17 protein-coding genes are annotated in these 17,767 nt (G+C 71.6%); 2 read left to right on the top strand and 15 right to left on the bottom strand.

Translation table 11 applies throughout. The annotated features are described in order from the left end of the window. Nucleotides 1–2: 2 nt before the first annotated feature. The 5 genes from ligA to ABTW64_RS01945 are packed head-to-tail and all read right to left on the bottom strand — an operon-like array spanning nucleotide 3 to nucleotide 7,670. Nucleotides 3–2,339: an NAD-dependent DNA ligase LigA gene (ligA, locus tag ABTW64_RS01925; protein WP_350618595.1), complete on the bottom strand. Its 2,337-nt coding sequence runs from the start codon at nucleotides 2,337–2,339 to the stop codon at nucleotides 3–5. Nucleotides 2,340–2,389: 50 nt separating this feature from the next. Next, a complete protein-coding gene (mnmA, locus tag ABTW64_RS01930; protein WP_350618596.1) occupies nucleotides 2,390–3,493 on the bottom strand; it encodes a tRNA 2-thiouridine(34) synthase MnmA in 1,104 nt (367 codons plus the stop codon). Between the two features lie 40 nt (nucleotides 3,494–3,533). Then, the gene (locus ABTW64_RS01935; RefSeq protein WP_350618598.1) at nucleotides 3,534–4,697 is read right to left on the bottom strand and encodes a cysteine desulfurase family protein; all 1,164 of its coding nucleotides are present in this window, start codon (nucleotides 4,695–4,697) and stop codon (nucleotides 3,534–3,536) included. A 33-nt stretch (nucleotides 4,698–4,730) separates the two neighbouring features. After that, a complete protein-coding gene (locus ABTW64_RS01940; protein WP_350618600.1) occupies nucleotides 4,731–5,660 on the bottom strand; it encodes a tetratricopeptide repeat protein in 930 nt (309 codons plus the stop codon). A 42-nt stretch (nucleotides 5,661–5,702) separates the two neighbouring features. Beyond that, the gene (locus tag ABTW64_RS01945) at nucleotides 5,703–7,670 is read right to left on the bottom strand and encodes a DUF8094 domain-containing protein (protein ID WP_350618601.1); all 1,968 of its coding nucleotides are present in this window, start codon (nucleotides 7,668–7,670) and stop codon (nucleotides 5,703–5,705) included. Nucleotides 7,671–7,835: 165 nt separating this feature from the next. Between ABTW64_RS01945 and ABTW64_RS01950 the strand changes: the two genes are divergently transcribed. Next, on the top strand, nucleotides 7,836–8,885 hold the full coding sequence (locus tag ABTW64_RS01950; RefSeq protein ID WP_350618603.1) for an AI-2E family transporter: 1,050 nt from the start codon (nucleotides 7,836–7,838) through the stop codon (nucleotides 8,883–8,885). Between the two features lie 19 nt (nucleotides 8,886–8,904). On the opposite strand, the gene ABTW64_RS01955 is transcribed toward ABTW64_RS01950, so the two are convergent. The 9 genes from ABTW64_RS01955 to rpsB form a co-directional block, all read right to left on the bottom strand. Next, on the bottom strand, nucleotides 8,905–9,618 hold the full coding sequence (locus ABTW64_RS01955; RefSeq protein WP_350618605.1) for an alpha/beta hydrolase: 714 nt from the start codon (nucleotides 9,616–9,618) through the stop codon (nucleotides 8,905–8,907). A gap of 21 nt (nucleotides 9,619–9,639) precedes the next feature. Next, nucleotides 9,640–9,924, bottom strand: coding sequence for an Rv1322 family protein (locus ABTW64_RS01960; RefSeq protein ID WP_350618607.1), 285 nt, complete (start codon nucleotides 9,922–9,924; stop codon nucleotides 9,640–9,642). A 10-nt stretch (nucleotides 9,925–9,934) separates the two neighbouring features. Next, on the bottom strand, nucleotides 9,935–10,759 hold the full coding sequence (locus ABTW64_RS01965; protein WP_350618609.1) for an aggregation-promoting factor C-terminal-like domain-containing protein: 825 nt from the start codon (nucleotides 10,757–10,759) through the stop codon (nucleotides 9,935–9,937). A gap of 69 nt (nucleotides 10,760–10,828) precedes the next feature. Continuing rightward, nucleotides 10,829–11,401, bottom strand: coding sequence for a DivIVA domain-containing protein (locus ABTW64_RS01970; RefSeq protein WP_350618611.1), 573 nt, complete (start codon nucleotides 11,399–11,401; stop codon nucleotides 10,829–10,831). After that, on the bottom strand, nucleotides 11,398–12,492 hold the full coding sequence (locus ABTW64_RS01975; protein WP_350618613.1) for a phosphatidate cytidylyltransferase: 1,095 nt from the start codon (nucleotides 12,490–12,492) through the stop codon (nucleotides 11,398–11,400). The genes ABTW64_RS01970 and ABTW64_RS01975 overlap by 4 nt, the downstream gene beginning before the upstream one ends. Before the next feature lie 4 nt (nucleotides 12,493–12,496). Continuing rightward, complete coding sequence (frr, locus tag ABTW64_RS01980) at nucleotides 12,497–13,051, bottom strand: ribosome recycling factor (RefSeq protein WP_350618615.1); 555 nt, start codon at nucleotides 13,049–13,051, stop codon at nucleotides 12,497–12,499. 116 nt (nucleotides 13,052–13,167) lie between these two features. Continuing rightward, nucleotides 13,168–13,887 (bottom strand): UMP kinase, encoded by a 720-nt coding sequence (pyrH, locus tag ABTW64_RS01985; protein ID WP_350618617.1) that lies wholly within the window; start codon nucleotides 13,885–13,887, stop codon nucleotides 13,168–13,170. Nucleotides 13,888–14,121: 234 nt separating this feature from the next. After that, entirely contained in the window at nucleotides 14,122–14,949 is an 828-nt protein-coding gene (gene tsf / locus ABTW64_RS01990) for a translation elongation factor Ts (protein WP_350618619.1), read from the bottom strand. A gap of 48 nt (nucleotides 14,950–14,997) precedes the next feature. Beyond that, nucleotides 14,998–15,831 (bottom strand): 30S ribosomal protein S2, encoded by an 834-nt coding sequence (rpsB, locus tag ABTW64_RS01995; protein WP_350618621.1) that lies wholly within the window; start codon nucleotides 15,829–15,831, stop codon nucleotides 14,998–15,000. A gap of 362 nt (nucleotides 15,832–16,193) precedes the next feature. On the opposite strand from rpsB, the gene ABTW64_RS02000 reads away from it, so the two are divergent. Next, nucleotides 16,194–16,757 (top strand): murein hydrolase activator EnvC family protein, encoded by a 564-nt coding sequence (locus ABTW64_RS02000; RefSeq protein WP_350618623.1) that lies wholly within the window; start codon nucleotides 16,194–16,196, stop codon nucleotides 16,755–16,757. Between the two features lie 29 nt (nucleotides 16,758–16,786). Here the strand turns inward: ABTW64_RS02000 and ABTW64_RS02005 are convergent, their stop codons facing one another. Further along, nucleotides 16,787–17,689, bottom strand: coding sequence for a tyrosine recombinase XerC (locus ABTW64_RS02005; RefSeq protein ID WP_350618625.1), 903 nt, complete (start codon nucleotides 17,687–17,689; stop codon nucleotides 16,787–16,789). Nucleotides 17,690–17,767: the final 78 nt, after the last annotated feature.

Below are 17,767 nucleotides of genomic sequence, written 5' to 3' on the forward strand. Positions count from 1 at the left end.
GCCTATTCCGCCGCGGGAGGAAGGGCGTCCGGCCCTTCGGTCACCAGGATGTGGAACTGCGCCGCATCGATGATCCGCACCCCCAGCTGCTCGGCCTTCGCGAGCTTCGAGCCCGCACCGGGACCTGCGGCGACGAAGTCGGTCTTCTTGCTGACGCTGGAGGCGGCCTTGCCACCCGCCTTCATGATGGCCTCCTGCGCGCCCTCGCGCGTGTAGCCTTCGAGCGACCCCGTGGCGACGACCGTGACCCCGTCGAGCACACCTCCGGCCGCGGCGACCGCGCCGGGACCGGGGTGCCCGGGCGTCTCGAAGCGCACGCCCGCGGACCGCCAGCGATCGATGATCTCGACGTGCCAGTCCACCTCGAACCACTCACGCAGCGACTCGGCGATGATCGATCCGACGCCTTCGACGCCCGCGAGCTCGTCCACCGACGCGGTCCGGATGGCGTCGAGCGAGCCGAAGTACGTCGCCAGGGCCCGCGCCGCCACCGGGCCGACGTGGCGGATGTTCAGCGCCACGAGCAGACGCCAGAGCTCCTTGGTCTTCGCCTTCTCCAGCTCCTCCATGAGCACCAGCGCCTGGGCCGAGGGCTGCGGTGCCTCCAGACCCTGCTTGCGCTCCGCCGCCGTGGGGTTGCGCCGGAACGGCGCGCGCCGCACGTACTCGCCCGTCTTCTCGTCGACCCGCCGCTCGCCGGTCTCGGCATCGCGCACGACCACCTCGATCGGCACGAGCTGCTCGAGCGTCAGATCGAACAGGGCCGCCTCCGTGTGCAGCGGCGGATCGGCCGGGACGTCGGGCTGGGTCAGAGCGGCCGCCGTCACCTCGCCGAGCGCCTCGATGTCGAGGGCGCCCCGTGAGCCGATGTGCTCGACGCGACCGCGCACCTGCGCGGGGCAGTCCTTCGCGTTAGGACAGCGGAGGTCGATGTCGCCCTCCTTCATGGGCCGCAGCGGCGTGCCGCACTCGGGGCACTCCGTCGGCATCACGAAGGCGCGCTCGCTGCCGTCGCGCTTCTCGACGACGGGGCCCAGCACCTCGGGGATCACGTCACCCGCCTTGCGGAGCACCACCGTGTCGCCGATGAGCACGCCCTTGGCCTTCACCACGTCCTGGTTGTGCAGCGTGGCCTGGCGCACGACCGATCCGGCGACGTGCGCGGGCGCCATCACGGCGTAGGGTGTGGCGCGGCCCGTGCGTCCCACCGAGACGACGATGTCGAGCAGCCGCGTGTGCACCTCCTCCGGCGGGTACTTGTACGCGATCGCCCACCGGGGCGCGCGGCTGGTCGCGCCGAGTTCGTCGTGCAGCGCCAGCTCGTCGACCTTCGCAACGATGCCGTCGAGCTCGTGCTCGATCGAATGGCGGTGCTCGCCGAAGTGCTCGACGAAGCTCACGACCTCGTCGATCGTGGCGCACACCTTCGGGTGCGGACTGATCGGCAGCCCCCAGGCCCGCAGCAGCTCGTACACCTCGCTCTGCGCCGCGACCGGCGGGTCGGGCCACGCGCCGATGCCGTGCACATACAGGCGGAGAGAGTTCACGCGGGCGAGGCCTGCCTCGAGCTCGAGCCCCGACTTCTTGTCGAGCTGCTGCCGCAGACCGCCGCTGGCCGCGTTGCGCGGGTTGGCGAAGGCCGGGAAGCGTCGCGCGGCCGACCGCTGCGCGCGTTCCTCGTCGACCCCGCGCTCGCGTGCGTCGGAGACGACGCGGTCGCGCAGCTCCGCCTGCAGGGCGTTGAGCTTCTCGAAGGCGGCGACGGGGATGAACACCTCGCCGCGCACCTCGACGATCCGGGGATGCCCTTCGCCGGAGAGCCGCTCGGGGATGTCGGCGAGCCGCAGCGCGTTCTCCGTCACGATCTCGCCCACGCGACCGTCGCCGCGCGTGGCGGCCGACGTCAGCACGCCGTCCTCGTAGCGCAGATTGATCGCGAGGCCGTCGATCTTCAGCTCGGTGAGCCACGCGACCTTCCGACCGGCGGCATCCTGCGTCTTCGCCGCCCACTCGCGCAGCTCGTCGATCGAGAAGACGTTGTCGAGGCTCAGCATGCGCTCGGCGTGCTCGATGGTCTCCAGGACCGTGCCGTCGGCCGCACCGACCGCCTGCGTCGGCGAGTCCTGCCCCTGGAGCTCCGGATGGGCTCGCTCGAGATGCTCGAGCCGGCGCATCCAGGAGTCGTATGTCGCGTCGTCGACGAGCGACACGTCGCGCCCGTAGTAGGCGTCCTTCGCCTCCAGGATGCGTTCGGTGAGGTCGCGTGCCTCAGCGCGCGCCTCATCGAGGGTCAGGTCGTCGAGGGTCAGGTCGGGGAGGTCGTTCGCACCGTCAGCCACCCGCCAAGTCTATGGAGCGGGTGAGACATCCCCCGGGGCTTGACGGCGGCTCAGACGCTGGCCGGGACCGCGGAGACGGTGCGGTCGATCGTGCACTGCCCGATCACGCGGGTTCCCGCGTAGATCACGGCGGTCTGGCCCGGTGCGACGCCGTGCAGCGGCTCATCCGGGCTCACGATCAGCTCGCCCCCGCGGACCACGGCCTCGGCGGGCACCGGATCCGCGTGCGCGCGCACCTGCACGTCGCAGCGGAAGCCCTCGTCCGGGCGGAGCGGAGCGGCACCGGCCCAGCTGAAGCGCGAGCCGGCCAGCTCGCCGATCGCCAGCGCCTCCTTCGGCCCCACCACGACCGTGTTGCTGACCGGTCGCACCTCGAGCACGAAGCGCGGCTTGCCGTCGGGCGCCGGCACCCCCAGACGCAGACCCTTTCGCTGGCCCACCGTGAAGGCGTGCGCGCCGTCGTGCTGCCCCACGACCGCCCCCGAGCGGTCGACGATCTCGCCCGGGGCGGTGCCGACCTTGTCGGCCAGCCATCCGCGGGTGTCGCCGTCGGGGATGAAGCAGATGTCGTAGCTGTCCGGCTTGGAAGCCACGGTGAGCCCCCGCGCTTCGGCCTCCGCGCGCACCAGCGTCTTCGACGGCGTCTCGCCCAGCGGGAAGTAGGTGTGCGCGAGCTGATCCGCCGTGAGCACGCCGAGCACGTACGACTGGTCCTTGGCCTCCTCGCTCGAGCGGTGCAGCTCCAGACCGTGCTCGCCCTGGCGCAGGATCGCGTAATGACCGGTGCAGACGGCGTCGAATCCGAGCTCGAGGGCGCGCTCGAGGAGAGCCGCGAACTTGATCTTCTCGTTGCACCGCATGCAGGGGTTCGGCGTGCGGCCCGCCTGGTACTCGGCCACGAAATCGTCGATGACGTCGTCGCGGAAGCGCTCCGAGAAGTCCCACACGTAGAACGGGATGCCGAGCCGGTCGGCCACGCGGCGCGCGTCCATCGCGTCCTCGATGGTGCAGCAGCCGCGGCTGCCGGCGCGCAGCGTGCCGCCCGCGCGCGACAGCGCGAGGTGCACCCCGACGACGTCGTGCCCCGCGTCCACCGCGCGGGCAGCGGCGACCGCGGAGTCGACTCCGCCGCTCATGGCCGCCAGGATGCGCATGGCTCCAGTCTAGGAAGACGCGCCTGGGCGCGGGCCGCGTTCAGCCTCCCGCCGCACGGCGATACGCGTCGGGCAGCGCCGCGACGAGCGCGTCGACATCGGCGGCCGTGCTCGTGCGGCCGAGCGTGATCCGCAGCACCTGGCGCGCAGCCCGTTCGTCGTACCCCATCGCCATCACGACGTGCGACGGCTCGGGCACGCCCGCTTGACAGGCGGATCCGGTGGACACCGCGATGCCCGCCATGTCCAGGAGGTACAGCAGCGACTCGCCAGGAGCGCCCGGCAGATGCAGGTGCACGCTGCCGGGGAGCCGGTCTGCCGCATCCCCGAGCAGCACGGCAGACGGGATGCGCGCCGACAGCTCGGCGATCAGACGATCGCGCAGCCGCTCCAGCCGCCGCCCCTCGCTGTCCCGCTCGGCCTCCGCGAGCTCGGCGGCCACGGCCAGCGCGGTCGCACCCGCGACATCCTGCGTCCCCGCCCGCAGCGAACGCTGCTGCCCCCCGCCATGCAGCAGGGCCGTGAGCCCCGCGTCACGTGAGACCACGAGGGCGCCCGTGCCGACGGGGGCGCCGATCTTGTGGCCTGAGACGCTCAGCGCGACCAGGCCGGCGGCGCCGCCGGCCTGGCCCCGCCACGCTCGGAACCTCACGGGCCGGTGCCCGAATGCCGCCACGGCGTCCAGATGCAGCGGCACGCCCGCCGTGCCGGCGGCCTCCGCCAGTGCGCGGGCGTCGTTGACGGTGCCCGCCTCGTTGTTGGCGACCAGCGCCGTGGCCAGGGCCGCCCCCGCATCGAGCGCCTCCGCGAAACGCGACGGCAGGATGCGCGCGTCGCGGTCCAGCGCGACAGGCACGACCCGTGCCCCTTGCTGCTCGTGGAGCCACGACACCGCATCGAGCGTCGCGTGGTGCTCGCCGTCGGGAAGCACCACCGCGTCCGCCCCGTGGGGGCGCGACCACCACAGCCCCTTCAACGCCAGGTTGATCGACTCGGTCCCGCCCGACGTCAGCACGACCTCGATCGGCTGGCAGTCGAGCACCGCGGCCAGCCGCTCGCGCGCGTCCTCCAGCATCCGGCGGGCGGTCTGCCCCGCGCCGTGGATGGACGACGGGTTTCCGACCGCCTGCGACGCCTCGAGCCAGGCGTCCCGCGCCTCCGGACGCAGCGGCGTCGTCGCGGCGTGGTCGAGGTAGACGGTCACAGGATCACCGCGCGTGCAGGGACGACCAGTGCCTCAGAACAGCAGCGACGTCAGGCGCGTCCGCGCGCGGGCCACACGCGGATCCGCCGCGCCGACCACGCCGAACAGCTCCACGAGCCGCTCCCGCACCGGGGCGCGCTCCTCGCCCGGCAGCGCCGCGAACAGCTCCAGCAGGCGGTCGAACGCGTCCTCCACGTGTCCGCCGGCGATGTCGAGGTCGGCCACCAGCAGCTGCGACGCGACGTCGGTGGGCGCCTCGGCGGCGGCGCGCCGCGCCGCCTGCAGGTCGACTCCCTGAACCCGCGCGAGCAGACGCACCTGGCCCAGCCCCGCCTGCGCCTCCTCGTCGCGCGGGTTCTCCTTGAGCGCCTTCTCGTACGCCGCGATGGCGCGCTCGTAGTCGCCCACCTCGATGGCCGCGTACGCCTCGGCGTGCAGGGGCGGCAGGGGCGGCTCCTCGGGCGCCTCGGCGGCGCCGTCCGCCGGCATCGAACCGGTCACGCCGTTCTGCGCCGCGAGCTGGAGCAGCTGGGCGAACACCTGCGCGAGCTGCTCCTCAGGCACCACGCCCGCGAACATGGGCACCGGCTGCCCGGCCACCAGCGCGATGGCCATCGGGATCGACTGGGGGCGGAAAGCCTGCACGAGCTGAGGATTGCCGTCGGCGTCCACCCGCGCGAGCACCAGGCGCCCGCCCTGGGCGCGCACCGCGCGCTCCAGCCCGGGATCGGCGCCGCCCGCTCGGGCCGACCACAGCTCGACGACCACGGGCACAGTGCGCGACAGCTCGAGCACTTCCCCGAACGACGCGTCCGTCACGTCCATGACGAGCGACGAGCCGCCCGTGGGGCCGGCGGTGCCCGCGCCCGGCGCGGGCGGTGCCGGGCGGTTCTTCAGCGCGGACAGATCCACGGCGCCGCGCAGGGCGGCGGCATTGAGCTGTGAGGGGGCGGCGTCACTCATCGATCACCTTTCGACGGATGCGGTCGTTGCAACGGCGGCGGCTCATCCCTCGGTCTCGAGGATCTCCGCGTCGCGGAGTCCCGACGAGTAGCCGAGGAGACGGATCTTCTCGCTCGACCCCTGCGCGGGGACGGAGAAGAACAGCTGGTCGGTGTAGGTCGTCTTCACACCCGGCACGGTCTCCTCACCGGTGAGGGCCACCAGCGGGCGGTCGCCCTCCAGCTTGATGAGCGCTCCCTCGGCGGTCGAGCGCACGAGGTCGACCTCGTCGACCGTCACGGCGACGATCGCACCGCTCTCGAGGGTCGCGAGGGCCGTCGGCTCGCCGGGCCCGGGGCCCTGCTGGAACTCGAGCGACGCGGTCTCCTCGCCTGTCTTGTTCAGCTCGGCGAGCGTCGCAGCGCGCTTCTCCTCGACGGCCGCGCGGAACGTGTCGCTCTCCAGGTCGAACATGGTCGCGAACTCGCTCTTCTCGCCCTTCGCGAGGATGTCTGCGTATGCCGCCCCGAGCTCGCTCGGCGGGATCGACAGGAACGACGAGTCCGGCGGCACGAGCGCGGCCCCGAAGTACCAGGGCGCCAGCTTGGGGATCTCCGCCGATGCCTCCAGGCTCGCGACGGACGAGACCTTGTACCGCGCCCAGGGGTCGGCCTGGCTGACCGTCATGATGCTCGGCGGCGCGTTCTCGGCACCGTCCTCCTCGACCACGAGCATCGCGGTGCGCGGCCACTCGTCGAAGGCCTGGGGCAGCAGGATCCGCACCCTACCGCCCGGGATCGCCAGCGGCGCCGGGTAGTCGTCGACCTCGCCGCGGATGCGGTAGTTGACCTCGCGCATCTGGAGCGCGATCCCCTCGAGGCGCGTCGCCGCGAGGTCGGCGTCGCGCGTCTCATCGGCCTCCGCGACGGTCTCGGCGACGTCGGCCACGATCTTCTCGGCCTGAGCGTCGGTCATCGCGGGGGCCTGCTGGTTCTCGGGAGCGACCACCGTCTCGGTGGGCGACGGCGTGGGCGACGCCGTGAACTGCGGCCATACGTCGGGCGAGCAGCCGGTGAGCAGCGCGACGGTGAGGCCCATCGCGGGTAGCGCGAGCAGTGTGCGACGGCCCCCACGACGCGGACCGCTCGACGAGTCGTCCGGGGAGGACGTCGGCTCGCCCGAGTCGCCCGCACCACCGGCGCCGACCGAGCCGTTCGGCTGCTCTGCGGCGGCGCCGTCTGCGGCCGCGCCGTCGGCTGCGGCGCCGTCGGCTGCGGCATCATCTGCCGCGGGGCCCTCGGCGGTCGAGATCTCCTTGGCGGGCCGCCCGGCCGTGACGGCACCGCGGCGGCCACGCCGTCCGACGGCGATCGGCTCGGTCGGGGGCAGCACCGTGCCCTTGCGGCGCGGACCGCGCGAGCGGCGCACATGCCGCACGCCGAGCGCGTACAGGATGACGCCCAGCAGCAGCAGCAGCGCCCCGGCGGCGATCAGCGGACCCACCCAGGGCGTGGCATTGGAGATCGGCCAGACGATGGAGACCTCGCTCGGCGCGGGCGCGTGGCCGTCAGACGCGATCAGCACGCTCACGCCCTCGGGCAGCTGCAGTCGCTTGCTGAACTCGTTCTCCGCCGAGTGCTCCTCGAGCCACAGGTCAGACCCCGCGGGGCTGCGACCCGGGTACTCGGGGCCCTCCCACGTGGGCTCTGCGGCCGGCACCGACTCGGTCACGGCCTCGCCCGCGTCGTTCAGCGTGACGTGGTTATAGGGGGCGTCCGAGAGCCAGGCCTCCATGTCGGCCGTGCGCCCGTACGCCACGAAGACCTGCTCCGCACCCGAGACCTCGAGCGTCTGCGTCCCGGTGTGGGCGCGGAAGACCTCGGCGTCGACGAGGATGTACGGCTGCTCCTCCTCGATCTCGACGCGAGTGCTCGCGCTGTCGGGCCCCAGGAAAACGGTGCGCTGCGCGATGCCGGCGCCGATCAGCGCGGCTGCGAGCACGAAGGCGATGACCGCCCAGACGAAACGCACGAATCCGACTCCTCACACGACCCCCGGCTCGGGCGGCGGGTCTCAGCACTCGACTCTCCAGACTAGCGAACACGGTCTGAATGTCGCCCAGGAGCAGGTCATGGCGCGGCTGGGCGGCCGGGGGCCCATATCCTTGCGTCACAGACCACGCCCTGAGGAGGACGCTTGAAGATCCACAACCCGTTCCGGGTCGCACTGGTCGCGACCCTCGGCGTCGGTCTCGGCATCCTCCTGCTCCAGAGCGTTCAATCCCTCTCCACGATCCTGCTCTACGTCGGCACGGCGCTGTTCATCGCCCTGGGTCTCGACCCGGTGGTCTCCTGGCTCGAGCGTCACCGGTTCCCCCGCTGGGCTGCCGTGCTCACCACCCTTGTGGCGGTTCTCGGGCTCTTCACCGGCATCGTGCTGATCATCCTGCCGGTCCTCGTCGCGCAGGTCGGGCAGCTCGTGAAGGCCGTCACCGACATCGTCAACCGGGGCACGTGGCAGACGGATCTCCGCCAGTGGCTGCTCGGCATCTTCCCCACGCTCGACATCGACGGGATCTTCCTGAACGTCAACGACTGGCTGCTCGGCAACATCGACACCATCAGCGAGGGCGTCGTGGGCGCGACCTTCGGCGTCGTGAACGGTCTGTTCGGCGCGTTCATCGTGATCATCCTGACGATCTACTTCACCGCCTCGACCCCCTCGCTCAAGCGAGCGATCTACCAGCTCGCGCCCGCCTCCAAGCGGCCGACGTTCGTGTCTCTCGGCGACCAGATCACCGACTCCGTCGGCTATTACGTCATGGGACAGATGAGCCTCGCGCTCATCAACGGCGTGCTGAGCATCGTGTTCCTGAACATCATCAGCGCCCCCTTCCCGGCCGTGCTCGCGGTCGTCGCCTTCCTGGGCTCGATGATCCCGCTCGTCGGCACCCTGACCGGTTCGACGATCATCGCGCTGACCTGCCTCGTGCCCGGCCTCGGGTCGCCGACCACCGCGCTGATCGCCGCGATCTACTACCTCATCTACATGCAGATCGAGGCGTATGTCCTCTCCCCGCGCATCATGAGCCGCGCCGTGTCGGTGCCAGGCGGCGTGGTCGTGGTGGCGGCGCTCGCCGGCGGCGCCCTGCTCGGACTGCTCGGCGCGCTCATCGCCATCCCGGTCGCGGCGAGCATCCTGATCATCTACCGCCAGGTCGTCATCCCGCGCATGAACGAGCGCTGACCCGCGGAGCACCGCGCCGTCAGTCGCCCGGCCACTGCGTGGGCAGCGGCAGGGCCGCGGGGTTGACGACGCCCACGATCTCGCTCAGAACCCGGAAGGTCTGCTTCTCCCCCACCCAGAGGTGCTTGCCGTCCTCGACGTCGATGAGCCGGATGTGCGGGATCGCCGAGAAGCGCTCGGCAGCCTCGGCAGGGCGCAGGTAGTCGTCGAACTCGGGGATGAGCGCCACCAGCGGGCGCGCGTCTCCGGCCCATGCGCGCAGGTCCTCGTCGGTCGCACGGTGCAGCGGCGGCGACAGCAGGATCGCGCCACGGATGTCGTGGCGCAGCCCGTACTTGAGCGCGAGCTCCGTGCCGAACGACCAGCCGAGCAGCCAGGGGTCGGGCAGCCCTCGCTCCGAGACGAAGGCCATCGCCGCGGCCACGTCGGCCTCCTCCGCCACACCGTCGCCGAAGGCGCCCTCGCTCGTGCCTCGCGGCGACGTGGTGCCGCGCGTGTTGAAGCGCAGCACCGCCAGGTCTGCCAGCGCCGGAAGGCGGGCCGCGGCCTTGCGGATGATGTGCGAGTCCATGAAGCCGCCGTGCGTGGGCAGCGGGTGCAGGGTGACGAGCGTGGCGACGGGCTCACGTTCCGCGGGAAGCGACAGCTCCCCGACGAGCGTCAGCCCGTCGCTCGTGTGCAGCTCGATGTCCTCGCGCCGTGCGGGAAGCAGTGCGGCTCCGCGGATCTCCATGTGCAGCGTCCTCCCCGGCCGTCAGGCCGTCCTCCAGCAGTGCGTGTGCCAGTGGCGACGCGCGGCCAGGTCGGCCGCGGCGCCCAGCACGCCGTCCTCGCGCCACACCACCACGTGGGCGACTCCGATGCCGATCGTGCCGCCGCAGCCGGGGCACGCGTAGCTCTTCTCCGATCGGGCACCCGACACGGGCTGCACCGAGTACTCGCGGCCGCGGCGCGTCTCCGTACGCCGCCATCCCGCGATCAGGCGGTCGAGCGAGTCGTCGTCGCGATCCTCGCGGCGACGACGGTGCGAGCGGGGCATGACGCGCGGCCTACCACCAGTGGTTGGCGGTCCAGAACGCGTACGCGTTCGCCCAGCTGCCGTAGCGGCCCACCGCGTAGCCGTTGGCCCACTGCAGGTTCGCAACCGGGTTGTAGCCGCCACCGGGGACCTTGCTGCAGGGCAGCGCCTGCACGAGACCGCACGCACCCGACGAGGGGTTGGTCGCGTTGGGGTTCCAGCCGCTCTCGCGCGACACGATGTAGTCGACGTAGCCCCAGTCGCTCTGAGCGATGCCGGCGGCCGCCATCCACTCCTCCGGCGCGCCGCCACCCGAGTAGAACGGCGCCGCGAAGCCGCCGCCCGACGAGGCGGGCTGCGCGGCCGGCGGCTGCGCCTCGGCCTCCGCTTCGGCCTTCGCCTCGGCCACGAGCTTCACGATGTCCTCACGCGTCGCCTCCGCGGGCACTTCGATGCCCTCGCCCTCGGCATACGCGGCCCACTCGTCGCGCGACGCCTTGGGGTGCGGCGTGCCGTCGGCCTGCGCCTCGAGCTGCACCGCGTACGTGCCGTACTGGATGCTGCCCGCCGGCGAGAGGTCCGCCGCGGCAACGTACACCTGGGCATCCGACGCGGCGGCGTCGAACGAAGAGGCGGGCACGCCCTCCGCCAAGGCGGCGGTCGTCGGAACCAGATAGGCGGCCAGGAAGCCGAAGGCCGCCACACCGGCGAAGGCGTTCAGCACGCCCCGCCGGCGGCTGAGCCGCGTCGGGGCGGGAGTCGGGGTGCGGGTGGCCATCGCGCGCGCGTCGCGACGCGTGAGTGTCTGGGTGGACTGGGCCGTCTCGCGGGTTCGGGTCTCGTAGGCGGAAGTCACAGTCCGCCAAGTCTACCCTTCACACCCCGAGGATGTCATCGCCGTTCGTGATCGAATCGTGATCGATTCTCAGCGCACCGCGAGCATGACGTCGACCACCGCATCGAGCAGGGCGTCGACCTGCTCCTCGCGATAACCGCCGCGCACGGAACGGAACGCGACCGCGCGCACCTGCTCGACCGTGACGGGCTCCCCCGACTCGAAGTAACGGGTCAGCCGGTCGGTCACCAGGTCGACCTCGTCGGGCGCGTAGCCGTAGGCCAGGATGCCCACGCGGTCGAATCGCTCGCCGGGTCGGCGGCTCATCCGGTCGAGGATCACCTGCGCGTCGGCGCGCGCGCGCTCGACCCACGCCTCGGGTCCGACCGTCGCGATGGCGCGCTCGCGCTCGCGGGCGGCGAACGCGTCCTCGACCCGGCTCAGCGCCGCGTCCACGGCGGCGATCTGATATCCGCCACGCCGCAGAGGGAACGCCGCCTCGCGCACGGCGCGCGCATCCAGCACGCGTGTCCCGTCACGATCCGTGCCGAGCTCGAACGACCGGCGGGCGGCGTCGAGGAACGCGTCGACCGCCTCACGGTCATAGCCCTTCTCGCGCCCCTGGGCGACGGGGAACGGCTGCGCGCGGTCGTCGTCGCTCATGACATCCCCAGCGGAGCCAGGAGGTGGTGGAGGGCGAGGGCCGCGGTCGCCGACGGCAGGATGCTGTCGAGACGATCCAGCACGCCACCGTGCCCCGGCAGCCACGAGCTCATGTCCTTGATGCCGAGGTCGCGCTTGAGCATCGACTCCGCGAGGTCACCCGCCGTGGCGGTGGCCACGAGCGCGCCGCCGATGATCAGCCCCGTCCACCACGGCAGCCCCAGCATGAACTGCGCCAGCAGCGCACCTGCCACGAGCGAGGCGAGCACGGCACCGGCAAAGCCCTCCCACGTCTTCTTCGGGCTGATGCGCGGTGCCATCGGATGCCGTCCGAACGCGAGCCCTGCCGCATAGGCGCCCGTGTCGGCGATGACCACCAGGATGATGAACGCCAGCACCCACCACTGACCGCCCGGCTCTCGCAGCAGCACGAGCGCGAGGCTCGCGAGGAAGGGCGCGTAGATGGCGATGAACGCCCCGACCACCGCGTCGGCGAGCACATCGGCGTAGACGCGCCCATCCTGCGCGGCCATCTGCGCGAGCAGGCGCCACACGATGATCAACGCGAGCGACGCGAACAGCATCGACCAGTGCAGCAACGGGTCGCCGAGGTATCCCGACACCATGAGCAGCGGCACGGCAGCCAGCTGCGGCACCAGGTCGACGCGGCGACCGCCCGCCTGCAGCGCACGCGACAGCTCGAAGACCGCCAACCCGACCGCCGCCAGCGCGAAGAGCACGAACGTCCACTTCACGAAGATCAGCGACGACAGCGTGATCAGACCGATCACGAGCCCGAGCACGACGGCGCGGATGAGATCGCGCCCCGTGCGCTCCTTGATGCGCTCGTTCGCCTCGTCGAACTGGTCGCGCGCGTGCGCCGCGTGCTGCTCGAACTCGCTGCGTGCCGCACGGATGCGCGCCTGGAAGGCGGCGGCGTGCTCACCACGCGTCGGCGCAGCCTCCGACGGCGCAGCCTCCGACGGCGCAGCCTCCGACGGCGCCGCCTCCGACGGCGCGGGCTCCGGCGGCACGGGGCCAGGCCGCGACGGATCGGAGGCGCCCCTTCCAGCCTCGGGAACGTCGCTCATGGGCTCAGACCTCGAGAAGCTCGGCCTCTTTGTGCTTGAGCGCGTCGTCGATCTTGTCGACGTGCGCCTTGGTGATGGCGTCCAGCTCCTTCTCGCCGCGCACGATCTCGTCCTCGCCGATCTCGTCACGCAGGGCGTCGAGGTCGTCCTTGATCTGCCGCCGGATGCCGCGGATGCGCACCTTCGCGTCCTCGCCCTTCGAGCGCACGAGCTTGACGAACTCCTTGCGGCGCTCGCTGGTCAGCTCCGGCATCGTGATGCGGATCAGGTTGCCGTCGTTGGTCGGGTTCGCTCCCAGGTTCGGCATGTCGCGGATGGCGTCCTCGATCGCCTTGAGAGCCGACTTGTCGTACGGCGTGACGATCAGGGTGCGAGCCTCGGGATTGGCCAGCGCCGCGAGCTGCTGCAGCGGCGTGGGCGTGCCGTAGTAGTCGACGAGGACCTTCTGGAACAGCTGCGGGTTCGCGCGTCCCGTGCGGACCGTCGCGAAGTCCTCCTTCGCCGCCTCCACGGCGCGATCCATGCGAGTGGTGGCGTCGGCCAGGACGTCCGCGATCACGGTGACTCCATTCATCAGGTGGTACAGCAGAGTTTAGTGTGCCGGATGTGCACGGTCTGGGAGCGCAGCGCTCCGGCGGGCGCCGAGATCACGCCCGAACGGGCGTCCGCGGGGGGTCAGGCGGTGACGAGCGTGCCGATCTTCTCGCCCCGCAGTGCCTTGGTGACGTTTCCGGCGGGCTCCATGCCGAACACCCGCATGTCGATCCGGTTGTCCATGCAGAGGCTGAAGGCGGTCGAGTCGACGACCTTGAGCCCCTGCACCAGGGCGTCGGCGTAGCTCACCGTCTCCAGCTTGGTCGCGGTCGGGTCGGTCCGGGGATCGGCGGTGTACACGCCGTCGACGCCGTTCTTGGCCACGAGCACCTCGTCGGCGCCGATCTCGAGCGCGCGCTGGGCCGCGACCGTGTCGGTCGAGAAGTAGGGCAGGCCGGCGCCCGCGCCGAAGATCACGACGCGCCCCTTCTCCATGTGACGCTCCGCGCGACGCGGGATGTACGGCTCGGCGACCTGCGTCATCGCGATCGCCGACTGCACGCGCGTGGCCGCTCCGGCCTGCTCGAGGAAGTCCTGCAGCGCGAGCGCGTTCATCACGGTGCCCAGCATGCCCATGTAGTCGGCACGTCCTCGGTCCATGCCGCGCTGGCTCAGCTCGGCACCGCGGAAGAAGTTGCCGCCACCGACGACGATCGCGATCTCGACGCTGTCGCTCGCCTCTGCGATCTCGCGCGCGATCTGGCTCACGACATCCGGATTCACACCCAGCTGACCGCCGCCGAAGGCCTCGCCCGACAGCTTCAGCAGGACGCGGCGGCGTCCGGTCTTCTCATGGATCACAGTATTCTCCTGCTCACGCACCTCGCCCGGCTCGGGCACCCTGCGGGTGCCGCTCGCCGCGCCAGACGCTGTCGCTTCACTCCATCGGGCGTGAGAGGGCGGGCGCACTCGCGCCGCCCGCACGCGCACGCTTCGCGCTCACCCGGTCGGTTCAGTCTATGGGGGCGCACCACCTGGACCGGTGGCGCGGAAAGGGGGCCCGGATCCGTGGATCCGAGCCCCCTTGCGACGCTGTTACGCGCCGACCTTGAAGCGGACGAAGCCCGTCACCGTGATGCCGGCGGCGTCGGCCACCTGCTTGACGGTCTGCTTGTCGTCCTTCGCGTACGCCTGGTCGAGCAGGGCGACCTGCTTGAAGTAGGCGTTCAGACGACCCTCGACGATCTTCGGGAGGGCGGCCTCGGGCTTGCCCTCCTGGCGCGTCAGCTCGGTGACGAGCGTGCGCTCCTTCTCGACCTCGGCCTCGGGGACCTCGTCGCGCGTCAGGTACGACGGGTTCGCGAACGAGATGTGCTGCGCGATGCTGCGAGCGGTCTCGGCGTCGTCACCGGTGTAGGCGACGGCCACACCCACCTGCGGGGGGAGGTCCTTGCTGGTCTTGTGCAGGTACACCTGGAAGGCATCGCCCTCCAGCGTGCGCACGCGACGCAGCTCGACCTTCTCGCCGATGATGGCGGCCTCGTCCGAGATCAGCTCGGCGACCGTCTGCTCGCCCGCGGGGGCGGCCAGGGCGGCCTCGGCCGAGTCGGCGGCGACCGCTGCGGCAGCGTCGGCGACCTTGTCGGCCAGCGCGATGAAGCGGTCGTTCTTGGCGACGAAGTCGGTCTCGCAGGCGAGCTCGATCAGCGTGACCTTGCCGTCGACCTCGCGCGACGCGACCAGGCCCTCGCTCGTCGAGCGGTCGGCACGCTTCGCGTTGCCCTTCGCGCCCTTGAGACGGAGGATCTCGGTGGCCTTCTCGACGTCGCCGTCGGCCTCCTCGAGCGCCTTCTTGGTGTCGACCATGCCCGTGCCGAGCTGCTCGCGCAGCGCCTTGATGTCGGCGATGGTGAAGTTGGCCATGGGTTCTGGCTCCTCAGGTTCGGTGGATCCGGATCGGACCCGGACGACTTACTTCTCGGTGGTCTCGGCGGCCGGGGTCTCGGCCTCGGCGGGCGCCTCGGTGGCGACCTCGGCCTCGGCAGGAGCCTCGGCGGGGGTCTCGAGGAGCTCGCGCTCCCACTCGGCCAGCGGCTCGGCGTCGCCCTCGGGGTTGTGCTTGGCCTGCAGGCCCTCGGCGGCGGCGTCGGCGATGATGCGCGTCAGCAGCGAGACCGAGCGGATGGCGTCGTCGTTGCCCGGGATCGGGTACTGCAGGTCGTCGGGGTCGACGTTCGTGTCGAGGATGCCGATCACCGGGATGCCCAGCTTCTTGGCCTCGTCGATCGCGAGGTGCTCGCGCTTGGCGTCGACGACCCACAGCGCCGAGGGCGTCTTGGTGAGGTTGCGGATGCCGCCGAGCGACTTGTGGAGCTTGTCCAGCTCGCGCTTCTTGAGCAGCAGCTCCTTCTTGGTGAAGCCGGTGCCGGCCGGGTCGTCGAAGTCGAGCTCCTCGAGCTCCTTCATGCGCGCGAGGCGCTTCGACACGGTCTGGAAGTTGGTCAGCAGACCACCGAGCCAGCGCTCGTTCACGTAGGGCTGGCCGACGCGGGTCGCCTGCTCGGCGAGCACCTCCTGGGCCTGCTTCTTGGTGCCGACGAAGAGCACGGTGCCGCCGCGGGTGACGGTCTCCTTGACGAAGTCGTACGCCTTGTCGATGTACGTCAGCGACTGCTGCAGGTCGATGATGTGGATGCCGCTGCGCTCCGTGAGGATGAAGCGCTTCACCTTCGGGTTCCACCGACGGGTCTGGTGTCCGAAGTGCACGCCGCTGTCGAGCAGCTGGCGGATGGTGACCACAGCCATGGTCTGTCTCCTTGATTCCGGGCATGGCGCGCCTCGCGAGGCGGCGCATGCCGATTGCGGTTGATCTGCCGGTCGATCGACCGGCGAGCCTGGTGCCCGGCGCACTTCCGCCCTCGAAAGGGACCGATGGGAGTGGATGCCGCGATGTGGTCCGGAGACGCGATCGCTGTAGGCACGCGGAGTCATCCCGACACACGGGATGCGACCTCCAGTGTATCAGGGCGGCTCCCCGATCATGCGCGCCCGCCCCCGTCGGCCATCGGACGCTCCCACGGTCGTCCCCAGGCGCACACTCTCGCCACGGCTGTCCCCGCCACCTCGCTCGCGGCCTGCGCACTCGGAGAGTCGGCGACCCTGGCGACATGCCACGTTCACTTCTCTTGTCGCTCCCCGGGCGGGCAGCCGCCGCCGCGCTCTCGCTCGCGCTCCCGCTCGCGTCCTGGGGCGGGGGTCCCGTCGCGGCGTCTCTCGAGGCGGTCACAGCCCCGCCCGACGCCGAGGCGCGGATCGACACCGCCGAGGCGTGGGTGTGGCCGGTCTCCCGGGGCGTACGGATCGTCGTCGCGTTCTCGGCACCCGCGCACGCGTATGGCGCGGGCCACCGCGGGCTCGACATCGCCGCCGACTCCGAAGACGAGGTTCGCGCGCCCGCATCGGGAGTGGTCGCCTTCGCGGGCACCGTGGTCGACCGCCCCGTGCTGACGATCGACCACGGAGGCGGTCTCGTGTCCACGCTGGAGCCCGTGCGGACCACGCTGAATCCGGGCGATCGCGTCGCGCGCGGGGAGGTCGTCGGGCACGTCGCGACGGGCGGGCATTCGGCGCCCGGATCTGTGCACCTCGGCGCGCGTCTCGACGGCGAGTACGTCAACCCGCTTCTGATGCTCGGCGGTGTGCCGCGCGCGGTGCTGCTTGCCTGCTGCTGATTCCCGGCTGCGGGTGTCGCCGTGGCGCCTCAGGCTCGGGGATGGGCGAGCCGGTAGGCGGCGGCCAGCCGCTCGGACGACACGTGCGTGTAGATCTGGGTCGTGCCGAGGCTGGCGTGCCCGAGCAGCTCCTGCACAGCGCGCAGGTCGGCTCCCCCGTCGAGCAGGTGCGTCGCTGCCGAGTGCCGCAGCGCGTGGGGCCCGACGGCGCTCGACCCCAGTGCCGGGCCGACCTCGCGCGCGACCAGGTCGTACACCGCGCGAGGACCGAGCCGTCCGCCGCGGGCGCCCAGGAAGAGCGCCGGGCCGCCGGCAGAGGCACGGGCGCGCAGCACGGGCCGCGCCCGTGTGAGATACGCGCCGATGGCGCGCTTGGCCGGTGCGCCGAACGGCACCACCCGCTCTTTCGAGCCCTTTCCGAGCACCCGCACGGCTCCGCGGTCGAGATCGACGTCGTCGACGTCGATCCCGCAGAGCTCCGAGACGCGGATGCCGGCCCCGTACAGGGTCTCGAGCACGGCGTGATCGCGCAGCGCGATCGGCTCTCCGTCGGCCGCGACGCGTTCCAGTCGGTCGAGCACATCGCGCAGGGCATCCGCCGTCGCGACCCGGGGCAGGGTCCGGCCCCGTTTGGGGGCCACGAGGCGGAGACTCGGGTCGGCGGGGACCAGCTCCTCCTCGTGCGCCCAGCGGAAGAACGCGCGCGCCGATGACGTGCGTCGCGCGAGGGTCGAGCGCTCGTCGCCGCGCTGGGCGGCGCGCCACAGCCATTCCCGCAGATGCTCGAGGTCGACGTCGGCGATATCGACGTCGTCGGTCGTCTCGACGAGAGCGCGCAGGTCGTTGCGGTACGCGCGCACAGTCGCCGGTGACAGCCGCCTCACCTTTTCGAGGTGCGTGGCGAACAGCTCGATCGCACGCGTCATCCGCATATCTCCAGCTTCCCCCGCGGCGCGACCGTCCGCCTCATCCGACCCGCCGTCGACCGCGAACAGAGCCGCTCCTCCCGC

Origin of the sequence: Microbacterium sp. NPDC096154 (assembly GCF_040302945.1) — a bacterium.
In the GTDB taxonomy this organism is placed as follows: Bacteria; Actinomycetota; Actinomycetes; order Actinomycetales; family Microbacteriaceae; genus Microbacterium.

Bases quoted from the DNA above. Each gene is read 5' to 3' on its own strand.
- ABTW64_RS01940 (WP_350618600.1), bottom strand. From the start codon at position 5,660: ATGAGTGACGCCGCCCCCTCACAGCTCAATGCCGCCGCCCTGCGCGGC.
- ABTW64_RS01970 (WP_350618611.1), bottom strand. From the start codon at position 11,401: ATGAGCGACGACGACCGCGCGCAGCCGTTCCCCGTCGCCCAGGGGCGC.
- ABTW64_RS01960 (WP_350618607.1), bottom strand. From the start codon at position 9,924: ATGCCCCGCTCGCACCGTCGTCGCCGCGAGGATCGCGACGACGACTCG.
- ABTW64_RS01975 (WP_350618613.1), bottom strand. From the start codon at position 12,492: ATGAGCGACGTTCCCGAGGCTGGAAGGGGCGCCTCCGATCCGTCGCGG.
- rpsB (WP_350618621.1), bottom strand. From the start codon at position 15,831: ATGGCTGTGGTCACCATCCGCCAGCTGCTCGACAGCGGCGTGCACTTC.
- mnmA (WP_350618596.1), bottom strand. From the start codon at position 3,493: ATGCGCATCCTGGCGGCCATGAGCGGCGGAGTCGACTCCGCGGTCGCC.
- ABTW64_RS02005 (WP_350618625.1), bottom strand. From the start codon at position 17,689: ATGCGGATGACGCGTGCGATCGAGCTGTTCGCCACGCACCTCGAAAAG.
- ABTW64_RS02000 (WP_350618623.1), top strand. From the start codon at position 16,194: ATGCCACGTTCACTTCTCTTGTCGCTCCCCGGGCGGGCAGCCGCCGCC.
- tsf (WP_350618619.1), bottom strand. From the start codon at position 14,949: ATGGCCAACTTCACCATCGCCGACATCAAGGCGCTGCGCGAGCAGCTC.
- ABTW64_RS01955 (WP_350618605.1), bottom strand. From the start codon at position 9,618: ATGGAGATCCGCGGAGCCGCACTGCTTCCCGCACGGCGCGAGGACATC.